The sequence below is a fragment of the Nonomuraea solani genome (assembly GCF_900108335.1).
Taxonomy (GTDB): domain Bacteria; phylum Actinomycetota; class Actinomycetes; order Streptosporangiales; family Streptosporangiaceae; genus Nonomuraea; species Nonomuraea solani.
The window spans coordinates 389,537-407,027 of record NZ_FNVT01000007.1 but is presented as its reverse complement, the minus strand read 5'-3'; the positions used below and the strand labels follow the sequence as shown (position 1 = coordinate 407,027).

Below are 17,491 nucleotides of genomic sequence, written 5' to 3'. Positions count from 1 at the left end.
ATTACCGCGCGGAGGAGTCCCGGCCATAGGCGAGGAGGTGCCCGGCGTCAAGAACGTGAATGATCTGTGTCCGGCTTGTATGGTGGCGGTTTCGAGCGGATCCTGGTCACTGAGCCCGATCATCCCTACGTCTGCGCCCGGCCTCGGCTATGAGCACCCCTTCACCCTGCTGGCGAAGGGCTCCCTGAAAAGCGATCGTCTCCGGCACCGCCCTCGCGCCGTCGTACGACCACGGCGGGCGGCCGCCGCCCGACCTCTGTGGAGGACGCGCATGATCCAGTCGAGCACGTTGCACATCGGCCCCCTGCACCACCCTTCCGACGCCGGATGACCCCCTCGGCGCCGCGCGAAGGAGAGCACATGAGAACGGGAGTATGGCTGATCGGCGCACGCGGGTCGGTCGCCGTCACCAGCATGATCGGGGCGCTGGCCATCCGGGCCGGGCTGGCCGCGCCGACGGGGTGCGTCCTGGAGTCGCCCGGCCTGCGCGACCGTGTCCGGCCCGGGATCGGCGACCTGGTCTTCGGCGGGCACGACATCACCTCGGTCCCGCTGGACAAGAAGGCCGCCGAACTGGCCGAGGCGGGGGTCGTCCCGCTCGCGCTGACCAGGGCGTTGCACGACGATCTGGCCGCCATCGAACAGGACGTCCGGCCGCTGCCCACCCAGTCCGCCCAGGCCGGAACGGCCGACGCCATCGCAGCGGATCTCGAACGGTTCCGTGGCCGGCACGGGCTGGAGCGGGTGGTCGTGATCAACGTCTCCACCACCGAGCCCTTTCCGCCCCCGCACCCCGCCCACGCCGACCTCGGCGCGTTGCGGGCCGCGCTGGTCGGCCCCGAGCCCGTGCTGCCGCCGAGTTCCCTGGCCGCGTACGCCGCGCTCCGGGCCGGCTGCCCGTACGTCGACTTCACCCCGTCCACGGGCACGCGCCTGCCCGCGCTGGACGAGCTCGCCCGCGAAGCGGGGCTGCCGTACGCCGGGCACGACGGCAAGACGGGGGAGACCCTGGTCAAGTCGGTGCTCGCGCCGATGTTCGCCCAGCGCAACCTGAAGGTACGCACCTGGTCGGGCATCAACCTGCTCGGTGGCGGCGACGGCGCCAACCTGGCTCAGCCGGGCGCGAACGCCGCCAAGGCCGCCAGCAAGCAGCGCGTCCTGGCCGAGACCCTCGGCTACGCCCCCCAAGGCGAGACCCGCATCGACTACCTGCAGGATCTGGGCGACTTCAAGACCGCCTGGGACCTGGTCACGTTCGAGGGCTTCCTCGGCACGTCCATGCGCATGGAGTTCACCTGGCACGGCTGCGACTCCGCGCTGGCCGCGCCCCTGATCCTCGACCTGGCCCGGCTCACCGCCGCCGCCCACCGCGCCGGGCGCTCGGGACCCATCACCGAGCTGGCCTTCTTCTTCAAGGACCCCCTCGGACAGGTCCCGCACGGGCTCGCCGAGCAGTGGCAGGCCCTGAACGCCCTCGTGGCCGCCCTCAGCCCACCGGACGAGTCGTGAACAGGGCGCCCCTGCGCGATCTGCTCGAACTCGTACGCGCCCCGGCCGCGCTGTCGGTGCCCGGCGACGTGGTCGCGGGGGCGGCGGCCGGGCGCGCGCTCGGTCGCCGGACCGCCGGCCTGGCCTGCTCCTCGGTCTGCCTGTACTGGGCCGGCATGGCCGCCAACGACTGGGCCGACCGGCGCCTCGACGCGGTCGAGCGGCCCGAGCGGCCCATCCCTTCCGGACGGGTGTCGCCGGGCGCGGCGCTGGCCGTGGCCGCCGGGCTCACCGCGGCCGGGGTCGCCGCCGCGGCGCTCACCGGTGGCCGCCGCGCCCTGGCGGTCGCCGTACCCCTGGCCGCGGCCGTCTGGACGTACGACCTGGTCGCCAAGAACACCCGCGCGGGACCCCTGGTGATGGCGCTGTGCCGGGGGCTTGACGTGCTGCTCGGCGCGACCCCCGGCCGGTCGCTCGCCGGCGCCCTGCCCGCCGCGTTCACGATCACCGTGCACACCTACCTGCTCACCGTCCTGTCCCGGGGCGAGGTGTCCGGCACCGGCCGCGGCCGGCCCGCCACCACCCTGACCGGCACCCTCGCCCTGGCCACCGCCACCGCGGCCCGGCCCGTGACCGGGGAGCGCGGCCCTGACGCGGTGCGGGCGGCGCTCGCCCTCTGGTACGCCGCCCAGTTCGGCTCCTCCCAGGCCGACGCCGTCGCCGACCCCTCCCCGGCACGGGTCCGCGCCGCCGTCACGGCCGGCATCGTCAGCCTGCCCGCGCTCCAGGGCGCACTCACCGCGCGCGCCGGCGCACCGCGTACCGGGCTCGCGCTCGCGGCGGCGGTGCCGCTGGCCCGCCGCCTGGCCAGGAAGTTGTCCCCGACATGATCCGATTCGGCTACGGCACCAACGGCTTCGCCAACCACCGCCTCCCCGACGCCCTCGACGTGCTCGCCGACCTCGGGTACGCCGGGGTGGCGCTCACCCTCGACCATCACCACCTCGACCCGTACGCCGACGGGCTGGGCCGGCGCGTGGCCAAGGTCGCCGACCACCTGCGCGCGCTCGGCCTGGCCGTGGTCATCGAGACCGGCGCCCGCTACCTGCTCGACCCGCGCCGCAAACACGCCCCCACCCTGCTCGACGACGACCGCGGCCGGCGGATCGACTTCCTGCGCAGGGCCGTCGCCATCGGTGACGACCTGGGGGCGGAGGCGGTGTCGTTCTGGGCCGGGATCCGGCCTCCGCACGTGGCTCCGGACCTCGCCTGGGAGCGGCTCGTGGACGGCTGCGCCCAGGTGCTGGAGGTCGCGCACGGCCTGCCGCTGGGGTTCGAGCCCGAGCCCGGGATGTTCGTCGACACGATCGCCGGCTGGCGGGCGCTGCACCGGGCACTCGGCGCGCCGGACGGGTTCGGCATCACGCTGGACATCGGGCACTGCCGCTGCAACGAGCCCGACCCGGCGCCCGACTGCGTCAAGGCGGTCGCGGAGCACCTGGTGAACGTGCAGATCGACGACATGCGCCGGGGTGCGCACGAGCATCTGGAGTTCGGCGAAGGGGAGATCGACTTCCCGCCGGTGCTGCGCGCGCTCGCCGAGTCCGGTTATCGGGGCCTGGTCGCCGTCGAACTGCCGCGTCATTCCCACGCCGCCCCCGACGTGGCCGCCCGTTCCCTGACCTTTCTCCAGCGGGCGGCCGAAGGAGGCAGGACGTGACGTCGTCCGAGCGGCTGCGGGCCGCGCTGCGCGACACCGAGCACGGCACCTGGCTGGACGGCGCGCTCGCGGCCGCCGGACGCCCCGAGACGATCAGGCGCTCCTTCGCCGCCGCCGGCCGGCGTACCGGCCGGGCGCCGTTGCCCGGCGCGCCCGGGTGGACGGCCGACGAGGCGGCCAGGGCGTTGCTGCTGGCCGCGCTCCCGCCCGGCCGCCTGCCCGAAGAGGCCCACGACCTCTACCGGTACGGCGACGCCGACGAGAAACGCGCCGTGCTCAAGGCGCTGCCCCTGCTGCCGATCGGCGCCGACGCCGTACCCCTGCTGCTCGACGCCATCCGCACCAACGACGCCCGCCTGCTGACCGCCGCCCTCGGACCCTACGCCGCGCACCTCGACCAGTCCGCCTGGCGGCAGGCGGTGCTCAAGTGCGTGTTCATGGGCGTGCCGCTGGCCGGGGTGGACCGGCTGGCGGAGCGAGCCGACGCCGAGCTGGCGGCGATGCTGGCCGCGTACGCCGACGAGCTCGCCGCGGCCGGGCGCCCGATGCCCGGCGACGCCGCCGCCCTGCTCCGCCGTCTCACCAGCGAGGAGACCTGATGCGTATCTTCGACCCGCACATCCACATGACCTCCCGCACCACCGACGACTACGCGCGCATGTCCGCCGCCGGGGTCCTGGCCGTGGTGGAGCCGGCCTTCTGGCTGGGCCAGCCGCGGACCAACCCGGGGTCGTTCGCCGACTACTTCGACTCCCTGATCGGCTGGGAGCCGTACCGGGCCGCCCAGTTCGGCATCGCCCACCACGCCACCATCGCGCTCAACCCCAAGGAGGCGAACGACCCGCGCTGCCGCCCCGTGCTCGACCTGCTGCCCCGCTACCTGGACAAGGACCGGGTGGTCGCGGTCGGTGAGATCGGCTACGACTCGATGACACCCGAGGAGGACGACGCGTTCGAACGGCAGCTCGCCCTGGCCGTCGAGCACGAGCTGCCCGCGCTCGTGCACACCCCGCACCGCGACAAGGCGCGCGGCACCCGCCGCACCCTGGAGGTCGTGGCCGCCTCCGGCATCGAGCCGGGACGGGTCGCGGTCGACCACCTCAACGAGGTCACCGTCGGCCTCGTGCACGACTCGGGCTGCTGGATGGGCTTCTCCATCTACCCGCAGACCAAGATGTCGCCGCCCCGCATGGTCGAGATCCTGCGTACGCACGGCCTGGAGCGGGTGCTGATCAACTCCGCCGCCGACTGGGGCGTCTCCGACCCGCTGCTCACCCTGGAGACCGCCGAGGCGATGCTGGCGGCCGGGTTCACCGACGACGACGTGGACCGGGTGCTGTGGCGCAACCCGGTCGAGTTCTACGGCCAGTCGGGACGGCTCGACCTGACGGACGTCACCGGGGCCACCGAGCCGACGTTCGCCGGCAGCTCCATCAAGCGCGGCGGCGAGTGATGCGGCTCCGCCACCCCTCGGGGACCCCGCTGCACCTGAGCTACTGCACCAACGTGCACCCGGCCGAGGACCTCGCCGGCATCGTCGGCCAGCTCGACACCTACGCCGTCCCCATCCGGGCCACGCTCGGCACCGGCGTGCTGGGGCTCGGGCTCTGGCTGGCCGCCCCCGTCGCGGCCGAGCTGGCCGCCGACCCGTCGCTGCGGGCCAAACTGCGCGGTGAGCTGGACGCGCGGGGCCTCGAAGTGGTGACGCTGAACGGCTTCCCCTACCGCTCCTTCCACGACCCGGTGGTCAAACAGGCCGTCTACCACCCCGACTGGACCACGCGGGACCGGCTGGCGTACACGCTCGACCTGGCCCGCGTCCTCGCCGACCTGCTCCCTGACGACGCCGCCCGCGGGTCGGTCTCCACGCTGCCGCTCGGCTGGCGCGAGCCCTGGTCCGCCGAGACGTCCGACCTGGCCGCCCGCCGCCTGGACGCGCTGGCCGAGGGCCTGGCCGCCGTCGAGTCGGCCACCGGGCGGGTGATCCGGGTCGCGTTCGAACCGGAACCGGGCTGCGTCGTCGAGACCACCGCCCAGGCCGTCGCCCATCTGTCCGGCATGGACACCGACCGGCTCGGCCTCTGCCTCGACCTCGCCCACCTCGCCTGCGCGTGGGAGCGGCCCGCCGACGCGCTGGCCGCCCTGCGTACGGCCGGCCTGCCCATCGTCAAGGTGCAGTTGTCGGCCGCCCTGGAGACCGCGGACCCGGAGGCGCTGCGCGAGTACGTGGAGCCGCGCTTCCTGCACCAGACCCGCAACCCGAGCGGCGGCGCGGCCGACGACCTCGACGAGGCCCTCGACCGCGGGCTGCCCGGCCCGTGGCGGGTGCACTACCACGTGCCGCTGCACGCGGAGCCGGCCGCGCCGCTGGCCACGACCATCCCGGTGCTGCGCGAGGCGCTCAAGGAGCTGGCCGGCGGGCCGGAGCCGCTGTGCGACCACTACGACGTGGAGACCTACACCTGGGGCGTGCTGCCGCCGGCGCTGCGGCCCGAGACCCCCGGACGGCTCGCCGCCGGCATCGCCGGGGAGCTGGACTTCGCCCGTGCCGAGCTACGTGAGCTGGGAGTGACCGGATGATCAAGCTGCTGGTGCTGGACGTGGTCGGGCTGACCCCCCGGCTGCTGGCCCACATGCCCCGCCTGCGCGCCGTCGCCTCGCGGGGCTTCCAGGCGGAGCTGGGCACCGTCCTGCCCGCCGTCACGTGCTCGGCGCAGTCCACGTTCCTGACCGGCCTGCCGCCGTCGGGGCACGGCGTCGTGGGCAACGGCTGGTACTTCCGCGACCTCGGCGAGGTCCTGCTCTGGCGCCAGCACAACGCGCTGGTCGGCGGCGAGAAGATCTGGCAGGCCCTGCCGGGCCGTACGGTGGCCAACATCTGCTGGTGGTACGCCATGGGCGCCGACGTCGACTGGACGATCACCCCGCGCCCGATCTACCGCGCCGACGGCCGCAAGGATCCCGACTGCTACACCCACCCGCCCGAGCTGCACGACGAGCTGGAGCCGTTCCCGCTGTTCACGTACTGGGGGCCGGGCGCGGGCATCGCCTCGTCGCGCTGGATCGCCGAGGCCACCCGGCACGTCATGACCACCCGCGACCCCGACCTGACCCTGTCGTACCTGCCGCACCTCGACTACGACCTGCAGCGCTACGGCCCCTCCGACCCGCGCGCCGCCCAGGCCGCCGCCGAACTCGACACCGTGCTCGCACCCCTGCTGGACGCCGCGGGGGACCGGACCGTCGTGGTGCTGTCGGAATATGGCATCACCGACGTCTCCCGCCCCGTCGACGTCAACCGCGCGCTGCGCGCCGAAGGGCTCCTGAGCGTCCACACCCAGGACGGCATGGAGTATCTGGACCCGTGGACCTCGAAGGCGTTCGCGGTCGCCGACCACCAGATCGCCCACGTCTACGTCCGCGACCCCGCCGACGTGCCCGCCGTCGCCAAGCTCTGCGCGTCCGTGCCCGGCGTGGCGACCGTGCTCGACGAGGACGGCAAGGCCGCGTACGGCCTCGACCACGCCCGCTCCGGCGAACTGGTCCTGCTCGCCGACCCCGACGCCTGGTTCACCTACTACTACTGGCTCGACGACGCCCGCGCCCCCGACTTCGCCCGCCTCGTCGAGATCCACCGCAAACCGGGCTACGACCCCGCCGAGCTCTTCTTCGACCCGGCCGCCCCCGGCGCCGCCAAACGCCGGGCCGCCGTCGCACTGCTGCGCAAGAAGGCGGGCATGCGCTATCTCATGAGCGTCGTCGGCCTCGACGCGGGCGCCCGCGCCGTCCGCGGCTCCCACGGGCTGCTTCCCGCCGACCCCGCCGACGGGCCCGTCCTGCTCTGCTCCGACCCGGCCGCCGCCCGCGAACGCTACGAGGCCGTGGAGGTCAAGGACCTGCTCCTGGCTCTCATAGGTGCGTAAAGGCGATTTCTGGGGAGTGGTCATGCCTGTCCTATGAGCCGGAGGTGCCGTCATGACTGGGGATGGGATGCGGGTGGGGGCCGAGGAGGAGTTCCATGTCGTGGACCTGGCCACCCGCCGCCTGGCGCCGCGTGGCCAGCTGGTGCTCGACGGGCTGCCGTCCGAGCGGTTCACCGACGAGCTGCAGCGGTCGATGGTGGAGAGCAACAGCACGCCCTGCCTGACCCTGGAGGAGCTGGCCCGTGACCTGTGCGGGATGCGCGGACGGCTGATCCGGCAGGCCGACGGGCTGGGGCTGGGCATCAACGCGGCGGGCAGCTCGCCCCTGGCCGACATGGACGAGCTGAAGGTCTCCCCGAGCCCCCGCTACGAGCAGATGCTCGACGACTACCAGCAGCTCACCAGGGAGCAGCTCATCTGCGGCACCCACGTGCACGTCCAGGTCGAGGACCGCGACCTGGCCGTCGCCGTGGCGCACCGCCTGACGCCGTGGCTGCCGCCGCTGCTGGCGCTGTCGGCCAGCTCACCGTTCTGGGACGGCTCCGACACCGGGTACGCCAGCTACCGCACCCTCGTGTGGTCGCGCTGGCCCACCGCCGGTCCCATCGGCAAGTACGAGTCCGCCGCCGAATACGAGGAGATGATCAGGGAGCTCATCCGGTCGGAGGTGATCGCCGATCCGGGCATGCTCTACTTCGACATCCGGCCGTCGGAGCACGTGCCCACGGTCGAGCTGCGGATCTGCGACGCCAACCCGCGCGTGGAGTCCGTCGTGCTGGTCGCCGGGCTGTTCCGGGCGCTGGTGTGCAGGGAGCTGGAGGCGGTACGCCAAGGGGTCGAACGCGAGGTGCACCTGGAGGCCGTACGGGCCGCGACGTGGCAGGCGGCGCGGTCCGGGCTGGAGGGCGAGCTGATCGACCCGGCGGGCGGCGTGCCACGGCCCGCGGCCGTCGTGCTCGGGCGGCTGGTCGAGGGGCTACGGCCGCAACTGGAGCAGTCGGGCGACTGGGAGCTGGTGTCCGAGCTGGTCGAGGAGGCCCTGGCCAAGGGGAGCTCCGCCGAGCGGCAGCGCCGCGCGTACGCCCGGGGTGAGCGGCTGGCCGACGTCGTGGACCTGCTGCTGGCCGAGACCAGGGCCTGCGAGTGGGACAGGCCCGCCAACGACCCCCCGTCGTACCGGTCCGCGTCCTGAGGGCCACGGAATGGCACGCAGGCTGCTGGCGATAGCGAACCCCGCCGCGGGCGGGGACGACGACGAGACGCGGAAGACGGTGCTGAGCACGCTCGGCGAGGGAGCCGACGTGGTGGCCGCCGTCGTGGCGGGGCCGGAGGACCTCGACCGCATCCTGGACGAGCACCCCGGCCGCGATCCCGTCGTCCTCGGCGGCGACGGCACCCTGCACCGGGTGGTGGCGGCGCTGCTCGCCCGCGACGAACCGGCGCGGACGGTGGGCCTGATCCCGATGGGCACCGGCAACGACCTGGCGCGCACGCTCGGCATCCCGCTGGACCCGCGCGAGGCCGCGCTGGTCGTGCTGCGGGGGACCGAGCGGCCCCTGGACGTGCTCGTCGACGACCGGGGCGGCATCGTGATCAACGCCGTGCACGTCGGGGTCGGGGCGCTGGCCTCGGAGCAGGCGGTCCCGCTCAAACCGGCCCTGCGGCGGGCCGCGTACGCGGTGGGCGCCCTGCTCGCCGGGGTGCGCGCCAAGGGATGGCGGCTGCGGGTGCGGGTGGACGGCCGGCTGGTCGCCGACGGGCGGTTGCTCATGGTGGGGGTGGGCAACGGCGCGTCGATCGGCGGCGGCACCCCGCTGGCGCCCGGCGCGCGGCCCGACGACGGCGTGGCCGACGTGGTGATCTCGCACGCCGTCTCGGCCTGGGCCCGGCTGGGGTACGCGGTGCTGCTGCGGCTCGGCCGGCACCGCGAACGGCACGACGTGGTGACGCTCAAAGGGCGGTCCATCGTCGTCGAGGGCGAGCCGGTGCCGGCCAACGCCGACGGCGAGCTGGAACCGGCCGCCCCTTACCGCTCCTGGACCCTGCGCCCCGCCGCCTGGCGCGTCATAGCCCCGGACCAGCAGACGGGCCGGCAGCCGGACCAGCAGACGGTCAGGGGCGGCGGGTGATGCGGATGATCTGCCCGGCCGCCTCCCGGTCGGCGCGGAAGTCGTCACCGCCCACGATTCATGGGGTCCACCTGATGCCGGGGTTGATGGAGCCGGTCCAGTTGAAGGTGGCCATGTTGTCCCACTGGTTGCCGGTGCCGTTCATGTTGGCCGGGTCCCAGCCGTGGCCGGGGACGGCGTACCAGGTGGGCTCCCAGTAGAAGAAGCCGATCGCGCCCGCGCTGCGGGCGGTGTTCTGGACGGCGGTGAAGTTGCTCGCCTGCCCCGCCCATGTGGCCGGATAGCCCGAGCACGGCGCCGTGCCGTTCACCGCGTTCGCCTCGCTGTCGGCGTTGGCCGCGGTGAACGGGTACGCGGTCTCGGCCACGACGACCGGCTTGCCGTACCGGGTGCGGGTGTCGTTGATCACCGTGGAGAGCGTGGACAGGGAGCCGTGCCACATGCAGTAGTACGACAGGCCGGTGATGTCCCACGGCACGCCCTTGGCGCGGATCCCGTCGTAGAACCAGCGCGCGTTGGCCTGGCTGTTGGCGTTCGCGGTGTGGATGATCACCTGGGTGCCGCCGTTGCACGCCTTCGTGGCGTTGTAGCCGGCCTTCAGCAGCAGGCTCAGGTTGGTGAAGTCGTTGTTGACGACCCTGCCGTCGTTCCAGAGCATGCCGACGTTGATCTCGTTGCCGATCTGCACGCTGTCGGGGGTGGTGCCCTGCGCCTTGAGGCTGGTGCAGATGTCGTAGGTGTAGTTGTAGACGTCCGTCTGGAGCTGGCCGATGCCGTGGCTCGCCCACGCGGCCGGTTTGTACTGCTTGCCGGGGTCGGCCCAGGTGTCCGAGTAGTGGAAGTCGATCATCAGGCCGAGGCCCCTGGCCTTGACCGCCCTGGCGTGGGCCAGGACCTTCGCCTTGTTGTTGTAGCCGCTGGCCGGGTTGTTCCAGATGCGCAGCCGGACGTAGTTGACGCCGACGCCGGTGAGGATGTCGAGCGGGTCGGCGGCCGTACCGGCGGCGTTGTAGTACGTGGCGCCCAGGTCCAGGCTGCGCTGGACCGAGGAGATGTCGGCGCCGCGCATCGTCAGCGTCGCGGCCGCGGCGGGGGCGGGGGTGAGCGGCACGATGACGAGCAGTGCCGCGAGGGTGAGGAGCGTCTTCCGTAAGCCGTACGCGGGCATCCCGATCTCCTTGGTCGTGTTGTGTGCACGTTCACGGATTGATGGGGTGAAAACACGCTGAAAAATAGGGCTTTGTAGGACGAAACCGGTCTGTGAACGTTCACAGACGTATTGGGGTTGAGGATAAAGAAGAAACCGGCACGGGGGAAGCCCGCAACTTCGCGGGCCTGGTCATGGCGCCGGCGTAGAGCCCCTGCGGCGCAGGTGGTAGGCGATGGTGGCGGTGGCCAGGGCGGCGCCCCAGACCGGCCAGAAGCACTCCGGCAGCCAGGCGCCCCACTCGGCCAGGGCGAAGCGGCCGGCGACGGTGGCGCGCAGGTAGGTCAGGCCGGCCACCGTGACGATGATCGAGACGAATCCGGCCGGAATGACCGCCAGCAGCGGCGGAACCCTCTTACCGCGCAGGCCGGGCAGCCAGCGGGGGAAGATCTCGCCCCAGCGCTGGGTCAGGCCCAGGGTGAGCACGCCGCCGAGGGCGCCGAAGGTGGCCAGGTACGCGCCCGCCAGCCACAGGCCGTCCTCGCCCGCCGCGAGGAACTCCCGGTCCACGCCGAGCGGGATGCCGAGGGCCCACGCCCACCGGGTCAGGCAGTAGACCAGCGGCACCCCGGCGGCCACGTACACGGCCTTGCGGCCTCGTTCCGGGGTGAACCAGCGGGCGTGGTCGTGGCCGCAGGCGAGGGCGGCGGCGGCCAGGAGCAGGCCGCCCAGCACGCACAGCAACTGGTTGAGGACCGGCCACGGCCAGGCGTCGGCGAACGTGGCGCCGCCCAGACCCCAGCCGAAGAGCGGCGCGACCAGGAGGAGCGGGGTGTAGGCGACACCCATCATGAGCCGCGAGTCGGGGATCACCAGCACCAGGATCGCGGCGATCGGCCAGGCCGGGAACAGCGGGAGGCGGCTTCCGGCGGGGCGGGTCAGTGCCAGGGCCGTGGCGGCGGTGAGCAGCGCGAAGGCGGCGATCCACCAGCCGGAGCGCGGCGTCGTGGCGGCCAGGATGGACAGCGCGCCGTCGGGGTCGGGGTCGGAGGCGCCCCAGGGGAAGCCGGGCATCCCCAGCGCCCACGCCACCCCGAGCACCCCGTAGACCAGCGCCCACAACGCCGCCACATGGCCGGTTCTCACAGGTTTGTTCATGTGATCAAGCGTCGCGGGGCGGCGGGTGATGGGGCGAGATGCCGTTCGGCACCTGTTGGGCCGGTGACCGTGCCGTCCGGCACTCCGGCGTATCTTCGGTCCGGTGGACTGGTCGTGGATTGTCGCGTTCGTGCCGGCGCTGGCCGCCGTGACGGCGGTGGGTGCCGGGGCGGTGCGGTGGCGGGGGCGCCTGGCCGGGCTGACCGGGGTGGCGGCGGGTGTTTCGCTGGCCGTCACGGTCGTCTGGAGGTTCGGGGCGCCGCCGGGGGCCGACGCGCTCGGGATGGCCGAGGGGGTGGCGCTCATGGGGCTGGCCGGTCTGGCCGTCCGGTACGCGCCCGCCCGGCGGGCCGCCGTCGCCGCCCCGGCGGCCGGGCTGGCGGCGGCCACCTGGGTGCTGCGCTTCTTCACCCCGGCCTCACCGCTGGAGGGCGTGGGCGTCTGCGCGTTCTGGGGGACGGGAGCGCTGCTGGCCGCCGCCGTGGGCGGATACCTGCGCCACCTCGACGAACGGGCGGTGCGCGCGGCGGCCGACGCCCGTACCGGGCTGCGGTTGCGGCTGGCGGGAGACCTGCACGACTTCGTCGCCCACGACATCAGCGAGATGGTGGCGCACGCCCAGGCGGGCCTGGTGACGGGCGATCCGCGCGCGGCGCTGGAGCGGGTGGAGGCCGCCGGGCAGCGGGCCATGTCGATGCTGGACCGCACCCTCGACATGCTGCACCAGGACCGCCCGCTCGGCCCCGCCGGAGACCTGGCCGGTATTCGCGCGGCGGCCGGGCGGTTCTCCGAGGCGGGCGCGGCCGAGGTGCGGCTGCGGATGGAGCCGGACATGACCGTTCCGGCGGAGATCGGGGCGCTGGCCTATCGGATCGTGATCGAGGGGCTGACCAACGTACGGCGGCACGCCCCCAAGGCGGACCGGGTCGATCTCGTCATCGGAGTGGAGGCCGGGGTGCTGAGGATCGCGATGACGAACGACGGTGTGACCGGAGCGGGGAGCGGGCGGCGGGGCGGGAACGGGGTGGCCGGGCTGGCGGCGCTCGTCCGGGAGCGGGGTGGGGAGCTGGTGGCGGCGGCCGTACCGGAAGGGTGGTCGCTGACCGCCCGCCTGCCGCTGGCACAATCACCGGAATGGCCACCCGCATCCTCATCGCCGACGACCAGGAAGGCATCAGAAGTGCCTTCCGGCTGATCCTCGACGCCCAGCCCGACATGACGGTCGTGGCGGAGGCCGCCGACGGCCGCGGCGCGATCGAGACCGCCAGGGCGATCGAGCCCGACGTCGTGCTCGCCGACATCCGCATGCCGGGCGCCGACGGCATCGAGGTGACCAGGGCGCTGGCGGACACGGGCATCCACGTCGTGATCGTCACCACGTTCGGCCGCGACGAGTACGTGCACGCGGCCCTGCGGCACGGTGCCTGCGGGTTCGTTCTCAAGCGCTCGGGCCCGGCCCTGCTCGTCGAGGCCGTCAGAGCCGCGATGAACGGCGACATGCTCATCAGCCCCCAGCTCACCGTTCGGCTGTTGCGACAGCGCGGGGCGCCGCGGGAGACGCCGGGTGTCGTTCTCACCGGGCGCGAGGAGGAGATCGTGGCGAGGGTGGCGCAGGGCCTGACCAACGCCGAGATCGCCGCCGAGCTGTTCCTCGCGCCCGGCACGGTCAAGAACCACGTCGCGGTCGTCCAGCGCAAGATCGACGCCAGGAACCGGGTGGCCATCGCCGCCTGGGCCTGGGCCACCGGCAGGGCCGAGCCTGGCTAGTTCTTATTTAGGCTAGCCTTACCTAAATTTCAAGTTCATACTTGTCGTGCCACCACGGTCGGATGCCCGAGGAGAGGAGCCGTTTTGGCGGAGCGGTTCGTGGCCGACCCGTTCGGGCCGCGCGGCGGGCGCATGTACCGGACCAGGGACCTGGCCAGGTGGCGGCCCGACGGGATGATCGACTTCCTGGGGCGCTCGGACGGGCAGGTCAAGATCAGGGGCTATCGGATCGAGCCCGGCGAGGTCGAGGACGTGCTCACCGGGATCGACGGGGTGGGGCAGGCCGCGGTCGTCCCGCGCACCGACGCCCAGGGCGCCGTGCACCTGGTGGCCTACCTCGTACCGGCTGGCCCGGACACCAACGCGGGTGCGGACGTGCCCGCCGACGTCGATGCCGAGCGGGTGCGGGCCGAGGCCGCCGCCGTGCTGCCCGGCTACATGGTGCCGGCCGCCGTCGTCACCCTCGACCGGCTGCCGCTGACCGTGAACGGCAAGCTCGACCAGCAGGCGCTGCCCGACCCCGTCATCGCCGCCCCCGGCGCGGGCGACCCGCCGCGCGGGCCCGTCGAGGAGGCGGTCGCGGCGGCGTTCCGCGACGTGCTGGGCCTGGCCGAGGTGGGCAGGGGCGACGACTTCTTCGCGCTCGGCGGGCACTCGCTGCTGGTCGTACGACTGGTCGGCCGCCTGCGGGAGAGCCTCGGCACCGTCTCCGTCCGCGACGTCTACGACGCGCCGACCCCCGCCGCGCTGGCCGCCATCGCCCAAGGTCAGCAGGCCGGCGGCAGCGGGCTGCAACCGCTGCTGGAGATCCGCGGATCCGGTGCGGGCGCGCCGGTGTTCTGCTTCCATCCGGCGGGCGGGCTCGGCTGGTCGTACACCGGGCTGGTCTCCCACCTGCCGGCCGTCCATCCGATCTACGCGCTGCAGGAGCCGCTGCTGTCGGACCCGTCGGCGCCGCGCCGCACCTTCGAGCAGGCCGTCGCCGGGTACCTGGCCCAGATCAGGGAGGTCAGCCCGCGGGGGCCGTACCACCTGGTCGGGTGGTCCTACGGCGGGCTGGTCGCGCACCGGGTGGCCACCGCGCTGCTGCCGGACCCGCCGCTCTGGCCGATCTACGCCCTGGCCGCCTGGGACGGCCTGGCCGCCGGGATCAGCGCCAGCACCCTCACCACACTCGTGCCGAACCTGGTCGAACGCGACGACCTGCCGGCCACCGGCGCCCTGCTCAGCCTGACCGCCGACCTGTCGTCGATGATCTCGCCCGCGCTCGGCGGCCTGCTCATCGCCACGATGGGCGTCGCGGCCAACTACGTCGCCGCCGCGCTCGCCACCGTCCTGACCGCCTTCAGCATCAGCCGCCTACCGCCCTACCCCGCGCCCGGGGCCGGCCGCGAATCGCCGGCGCGGGCGATCGCGGCCGGCCTCGCCTTCGCCGTACGCCACCGGACCGTCCGCAGCGTGCTGATCGCCGGGCTGGCCACCATGCTGCTCAGCGGGCCGGTGGTGCTGCTGCCCGCGCTGGTGGACACCCGGCTCGGCGGCGGGGAGGCCACGCTCGGCCTGCTCTACAGCGCCCCCGCCGTCGGCGCCGTGCTGGGCTCGCTGACCAGCGGCTGGATCGGCGGCGCCCGCCGTCCCGGCGTGGCCCTGCTGGCGGCCATGCTCGCGATGGGCCTGGCCGTGCTCGCCACCGGCCTCAGCGTCACGCCCGTGCTCGCCTTCCTGGCCCTGACCGGGTACGGCGCCGGCCGCGTCCTCACCGACATCCTGTGCTTCACCCTGATCCAGCGGCACACACCCGACGAGGTCAGAGGCCGGGTGTCGAGCCTGTGGCAGGCCCAGGTCGTGGCCGCCGCCTCGGCCGGCTCCCTGGTCGCCGGGCTGCTGGCCGAGGCCGTCGGCCCGGCGACGGCACTGCTCGTGTACGGGGCCGGCGCGAGCGTCCTGGTCCTCGCGCTGGCCACCTTCCTGACCCCGCTCCGCGAACCCGACAGCCAACCGACCAGAACATCCTGAAAAAACACCCCATAGGAGGATCCATGACCAACCCCTTCGACGACGAGAACGGCACCTTCCTCGTTCTCGTCAACGACGAGGGCCAGCACTCGCTCTGGCCCGACTTCGCCGACGTACCGGCCGGGTGGGAGACCGTCTTCGGACCGGGCACCCACGCCGCCGCCCTCGACTACGTCGAACAGAACTGGACCGACATGCGCCCGCTGAGCCTCCAGCGGGCCATGGGCGAATAGGCGCCGGTGACCACGACCACCACCGTCCGGGTACGGGCCGCGGGGCGTTCCCCGCGGCCCGCCCGCGGCCCGCCCGCGACCTGCTGCGCTGGTGCCTGCGCGCCGAAGGCCCGGCCATCGCGGCCGCCGCCGCGCTCACCACGCTCTGGCAGCTCGCGCTCGTGTCACTGCCCCTGTCCATCCGGCGCGCCCTCGACGACGGCCTCGTCGCGGGGCAGCGCTCCGCGCTGCTCGCCTGGTGCGCGGTGATCACCGGCACCGGGCTGCTCGCCTGGCTGGCCCAGCGGGCCGGTCAGCACCTCGACTACCTGGCCGGCGCCAAGGTCATCGGGAGGCTGCGGCGGCGCCTGTCCGACCACCTGCTCGAAGACACCCGCGGCTTCGGCCACGGCGACCTGCAGGCGCGCAACTCTCACGACGTGGACCTGGTCTGGATCTGGATCGGCGGCACGGTCGCCCTTCCGCACCTGGTCATCGGCCTGAGCACGGTCGTCGTGGCGGTCGCGCTGCTCGACCCGCTGCTGGCCCTGCTGTGCGCGGCCACCGTGGCGGCCGTACTGACCATGAACCTCTTCTTCGGCCGCGCCCTCGCCACCAGGAGCGCCGCCCTCGCCACGGCGCACAGCGCGCGGGCCGACCTCGTGGACGAACTGGTCGCGGGCGGCCTGACCCTCCGCGCCACGACAGGCGAGGCGGCCCTGCTGCGGGCGCACCACGATCGGAGCGCGGAGGTGAGCGAACGGGCCCTGGCCATGAGCCGGGTGGGGGCCGCCTGGTCGGCCCTGTCGTCCTTCGTACCGCTGCCGGCCATCGGACTCGGTGTCGCGGCCGCCGCACCGGCCGTGCTGTCGGGCAGGATGACCGTCGGCGGGCTGGCCGCGTTCGCCTCGTGGATGCTGATGCTCGCCGCCACCTCCACCACGCTGTCGGTCCGCGTCTCCCAGCGCGCCCAGGCCGTCGAGGCCGCCACCCGCCTCGCCGAACTCCTCACCACCACCGCGCCCACCGGAACCACCGACGTGACACCCGGGACGCTCGAAGCGGCAGGCGTCACGGTCGAGCACGAGGGGCCGGGTGCTGCTCGGACCGGTCACCTTCCGGGTCGAGCCCGGGGCGTTCGCCGTCGTCACCGGGCCGGTCGCGGCGGGCAAGTCCACGCTGCTGCGCCTGCTCACCCGGCTCCGGGAGCCGACCCATGGCGAACTCCGCTACGGCGGGACCGACCTGCGCGCCCTCGACCCCGAAGCGCTACGACGGCGGATCACGCTGGTGCCCCAACGACCCGTCCTCGTCTCCGGCACCATCGCCGGCAACCTGACCCTCGGCCTGCCCGAACCCCCCGAACCCGGCGTGCTGCGCGCGGCCTTACGGGCGGCGGCGATCCTCCAGGAGATCGACGCCCTGCCCGACGGGCTCGACACCGTGATCGGCGAGGGCGGCGCCACGCTCTCCGGCGGCCAGCGCCGGCGCGTCGCCCTGGCGGCGGCCCTGCTCCGGCGTCCCGACGTGCTCCTCCTCGACGACGTCACCTCAGCCGTGGACGAGCGCACCGAGGAGGCTCTCCTGACGGGCGTCCGCGACTGGATGGGCACCGGAACCGTCATCGCCGTCACCCACCGCCCGGCCCTGCTCCGCGCCGCCACCCAGATCATCGCTCTGCGGGACCACCATGGGTGAGGTCGTGCCGCTGAGGGACGCTCCGCCCAGAACCGGGCTGCTGCGGGCGGCGCTGCCGTACCTGCGGGCACATCTGGGACGGATCGCCGGCGGGGTGGCGGCGAGCCTGGCCGCGACGGCGTCCGTGGCGCTCGTCCCTGCGGCCGTCGGCGCCGTCACCACCGCCGTGCTCGAAAGGGACGCCGGTTCACCGAGACCGGCCTGGAGGCGGCGGCCTGCGACGCCGTGCTGAG

17 protein-coding genes and 1 pseudogene are annotated in these 17,491 nt (G+C 73.8%); 16 read left to right on the top strand and 2 right to left on the bottom strand.

Features of this window, described 5'->3' with window-relative positions; all coding sequences use genetic code 11:
- The first annotated feature begins 360 nt into the window (after positions 1-360).
- From C4V41_RS27080 to C4V41_RS27040, 9 genes are read left to right on the top strand one after another with little or no spacing between them, the layout of a single operon-like run.
- A complete protein-coding gene (locus tag C4V41_RS27080) occupies positions 361-1,509 on the top strand; it encodes an inositol-3-phosphate synthase (RefSeq protein ID WP_103958738.1) in 1,149 nt (382 codons plus the stop codon).
- Positions 1,506-2,378 (top strand): SCO3242 family prenyltransferase, encoded by an 873-nt coding sequence (locus tag C4V41_RS27075; RefSeq protein WP_200824245.1) that lies wholly within the window; start codon positions 1,506-1,508, stop codon positions 2,376-2,378. Before C4V41_RS27080 ends, C4V41_RS27075 begins: the two co-directional genes overlap by 4 nt.
- Positions 2,375-3,208 carry a sugar phosphate isomerase/epimerase family protein gene (locus C4V41_RS27070; RefSeq protein ID WP_103958737.1) on the top strand — a complete coding sequence of 278 codons (834 nt, stop codon included), beginning with the start codon at positions 2,375-2,377 and terminating at the stop codon, positions 3,206-3,208. Before C4V41_RS27075 ends, C4V41_RS27070 begins: the two co-directional genes overlap by 4 nt.
- Positions 3,205-3,807: an EboA domain-containing protein gene (locus tag C4V41_RS27065; RefSeq protein ID WP_103958736.1), complete on the top strand. Its 603-nt coding sequence runs from the start codon at positions 3,205-3,207 to the stop codon at positions 3,805-3,807. Before C4V41_RS27070 ends, C4V41_RS27065 begins: the two co-directional genes overlap by 4 nt.
- On the top strand, positions 3,807-4,661 hold the full coding sequence (locus C4V41_RS27060) for a TatD family hydrolase (protein ID WP_103958735.1): 855 nt from the start codon (positions 3,807-3,809) through the stop codon (positions 4,659-4,661). Before C4V41_RS27065 ends, C4V41_RS27060 begins: the two co-directional genes overlap by 1 nt.
- Positions 4,661-5,788 (top strand): metabolite traffic protein EboE, encoded by a 1,128-nt coding sequence (gene eboE / locus C4V41_RS27055; protein ID WP_103958734.1) that lies wholly within the window; start codon positions 4,661-4,663, stop codon positions 5,786-5,788. Before C4V41_RS27060 ends, eboE begins: the two co-directional genes overlap by 1 nt.
- Positions 5,785-7,131: a nucleotide pyrophosphatase/phosphodiesterase family protein gene (locus tag C4V41_RS27050; RefSeq protein WP_103958733.1), complete on the top strand. Its 1,347-nt coding sequence runs from the start codon at positions 5,785-5,787 to the stop codon at positions 7,129-7,131. Before eboE ends, C4V41_RS27050 begins: the two co-directional genes overlap by 4 nt.
- A gap of 52 nt (positions 7,132-7,183) precedes the next feature.
- A complete protein-coding gene (locus tag C4V41_RS27045) occupies positions 7,184-8,323 on the top strand; it encodes a carboxylate-amine ligase (RefSeq protein WP_103958732.1) in 1,140 nt (379 codons plus the stop codon).
- A gap of 10 nt (positions 8,324-8,333) precedes the next feature.
- The gene (locus tag C4V41_RS27040; protein WP_103958731.1) at positions 8,334-9,260 is read left to right on the top strand and encodes a diacylglycerol/lipid kinase family protein; all 927 of its coding nucleotides are present in this window, start codon (positions 8,334-8,336) and stop codon (positions 9,258-9,260) included.
- A gap of 58 nt (positions 9,261-9,318) precedes the next feature.
- Here C4V41_RS27040 and C4V41_RS27035 read toward each other — a convergent pair whose 3' ends face one another.
- Both C4V41_RS27035 and C4V41_RS27030 read right to left on the bottom strand, forming a co-directional pair.
- Positions 9,319-10,428: a glycoside hydrolase family 53 protein gene (locus C4V41_RS27035; protein WP_103958730.1), complete on the bottom strand. Its 1,110-nt coding sequence runs from the start codon at positions 10,426-10,428 to the stop codon at positions 9,319-9,321.
- Positions 10,429-10,599: 171 nt separating this feature from the next.
- Positions 10,600-11,565 carry a hypothetical protein gene (locus C4V41_RS27030; RefSeq protein ID WP_103958729.1) on the bottom strand — a complete coding sequence of 322 codons (966 nt, stop codon included), beginning with the start codon at positions 11,563-11,565 and terminating at the stop codon, positions 10,600-10,602.
- A gap of 103 nt (positions 11,566-11,668) precedes the next feature.
- Between C4V41_RS27030 and C4V41_RS27025 the strand changes: the two genes are divergently transcribed.
- From C4V41_RS27025 to C4V41_RS26995, 7 genes and pseudogenes are all read left to right on the top strand, one after another.
- Positions 11,669-12,760 (top strand): sensor histidine kinase, encoded by a 1,092-nt coding sequence (locus C4V41_RS27025; RefSeq protein ID WP_146103800.1) that lies wholly within the window; start codon positions 11,669-11,671, stop codon positions 12,758-12,760.
- Positions 12,700-13,332, top strand: coding sequence for a response regulator (locus C4V41_RS27020; RefSeq protein WP_103958727.1), 633 nt, complete (start codon positions 12,700-12,702; stop codon positions 13,330-13,332). The genes C4V41_RS27025 and C4V41_RS27020 overlap by 61 nt, the downstream gene beginning before the upstream one ends.
- An 84-nt stretch (positions 13,333-13,416) precedes the next feature.
- Complete coding sequence (locus C4V41_RS27015; RefSeq protein WP_103958726.1) at positions 13,417-15,348, top strand: MFS transporter; 1,932 nt, start codon at positions 13,417-13,419, stop codon at positions 15,346-15,348.
- Positions 15,349-15,371: 23 nt separating this feature from the next.
- The gene (locus C4V41_RS27010; protein ID WP_103958725.1) at positions 15,372-15,581 is read left to right on the top strand and encodes an MbtH family protein; all 210 of its coding nucleotides are present in this window, start codon (positions 15,372-15,374) and stop codon (positions 15,579-15,581) included.
- 161 nt (positions 15,582-15,742) lie between these two features.
- A pseudogene (locus C4V41_RS66170) lies at positions 15,743-16,426 on the top strand (ABC transporter transmembrane domain-containing protein); the annotation flags it as partial.
- Positions 16,427-16,655: 229 nt separating this feature from the next.
- Positions 16,656-17,258, top strand: a complete 603-nt coding sequence (locus tag C4V41_RS27000; protein ID WP_103958724.1) for an ATP-binding cassette domain-containing protein — start codon at positions 16,656-16,658, stop codon at positions 17,256-17,258.
- Positions 17,259-17,262: 4 nt separating this feature from the next.
- Entirely contained in the window at positions 17,263-17,490 is a 228-nt protein-coding gene (locus C4V41_RS26995) for a hypothetical protein (RefSeq protein ID WP_146103799.1), read from the top strand.
- The last annotated feature ends 1 nt before the right edge of the window (position 17,491 follow it).

Coding starts and splice junctions, on each gene's coding strand:
- C4V41_RS27080 (WP_103958738.1), top strand. CDS start 361: ATGAGAACGGGAGTATGGCTGATCGGCGCACGCGGGTCGGTCGCCGTC.
- C4V41_RS27070 (WP_103958737.1), top strand. CDS start 2,375: ATGATCCGATTCGGCTACGGCACCAACGGCTTCGCCAACCACCGCCTC.
- C4V41_RS27060 (WP_103958735.1), top strand. CDS start 3,807: ATGCGTATCTTCGACCCGCACATCCACATGACCTCCCGCACCACCGAC.
- eboE (WP_103958734.1), top strand. CDS start 4,661: ATGCGGCTCCGCCACCCCTCGGGGACCCCGCTGCACCTGAGCTACTGC.
- C4V41_RS27050 (WP_103958733.1), top strand. CDS start 5,785: ATGATCAAGCTGCTGGTGCTGGACGTGGTCGGGCTGACCCCCCGGCTG.
- C4V41_RS27045 (WP_103958732.1), top strand. CDS start 7,184: ATGACTGGGGATGGGATGCGGGTGGGGGCCGAGGAGGAGTTCCATGTC.
- C4V41_RS27040 (WP_103958731.1), top strand. CDS start 8,334: ATGGCACGCAGGCTGCTGGCGATAGCGAACCCCGCCGCGGGCGGGGAC.
- C4V41_RS27035 (WP_103958730.1), bottom strand. CDS start 10,428: ATGCCCGCGTACGGCTTACGGAAGACGCTCCTCACCCTCGCGGCACTG.
- C4V41_RS27030 (WP_103958729.1), bottom strand. CDS start 11,565: ATGAACAAACCTGTGAGAACCGGCCATGTGGCGGCGTTGTGGGCGCTG.
- C4V41_RS27020 (WP_103958727.1), top strand. CDS start 12,700: ATGGCCACCCGCATCCTCATCGCCGACGACCAGGAAGGCATCAGAAGT.
- C4V41_RS27010 (WP_103958725.1), top strand. CDS start 15,372: ATGACCAACCCCTTCGACGACGAGAACGGCACCTTCCTCGTTCTCGTC.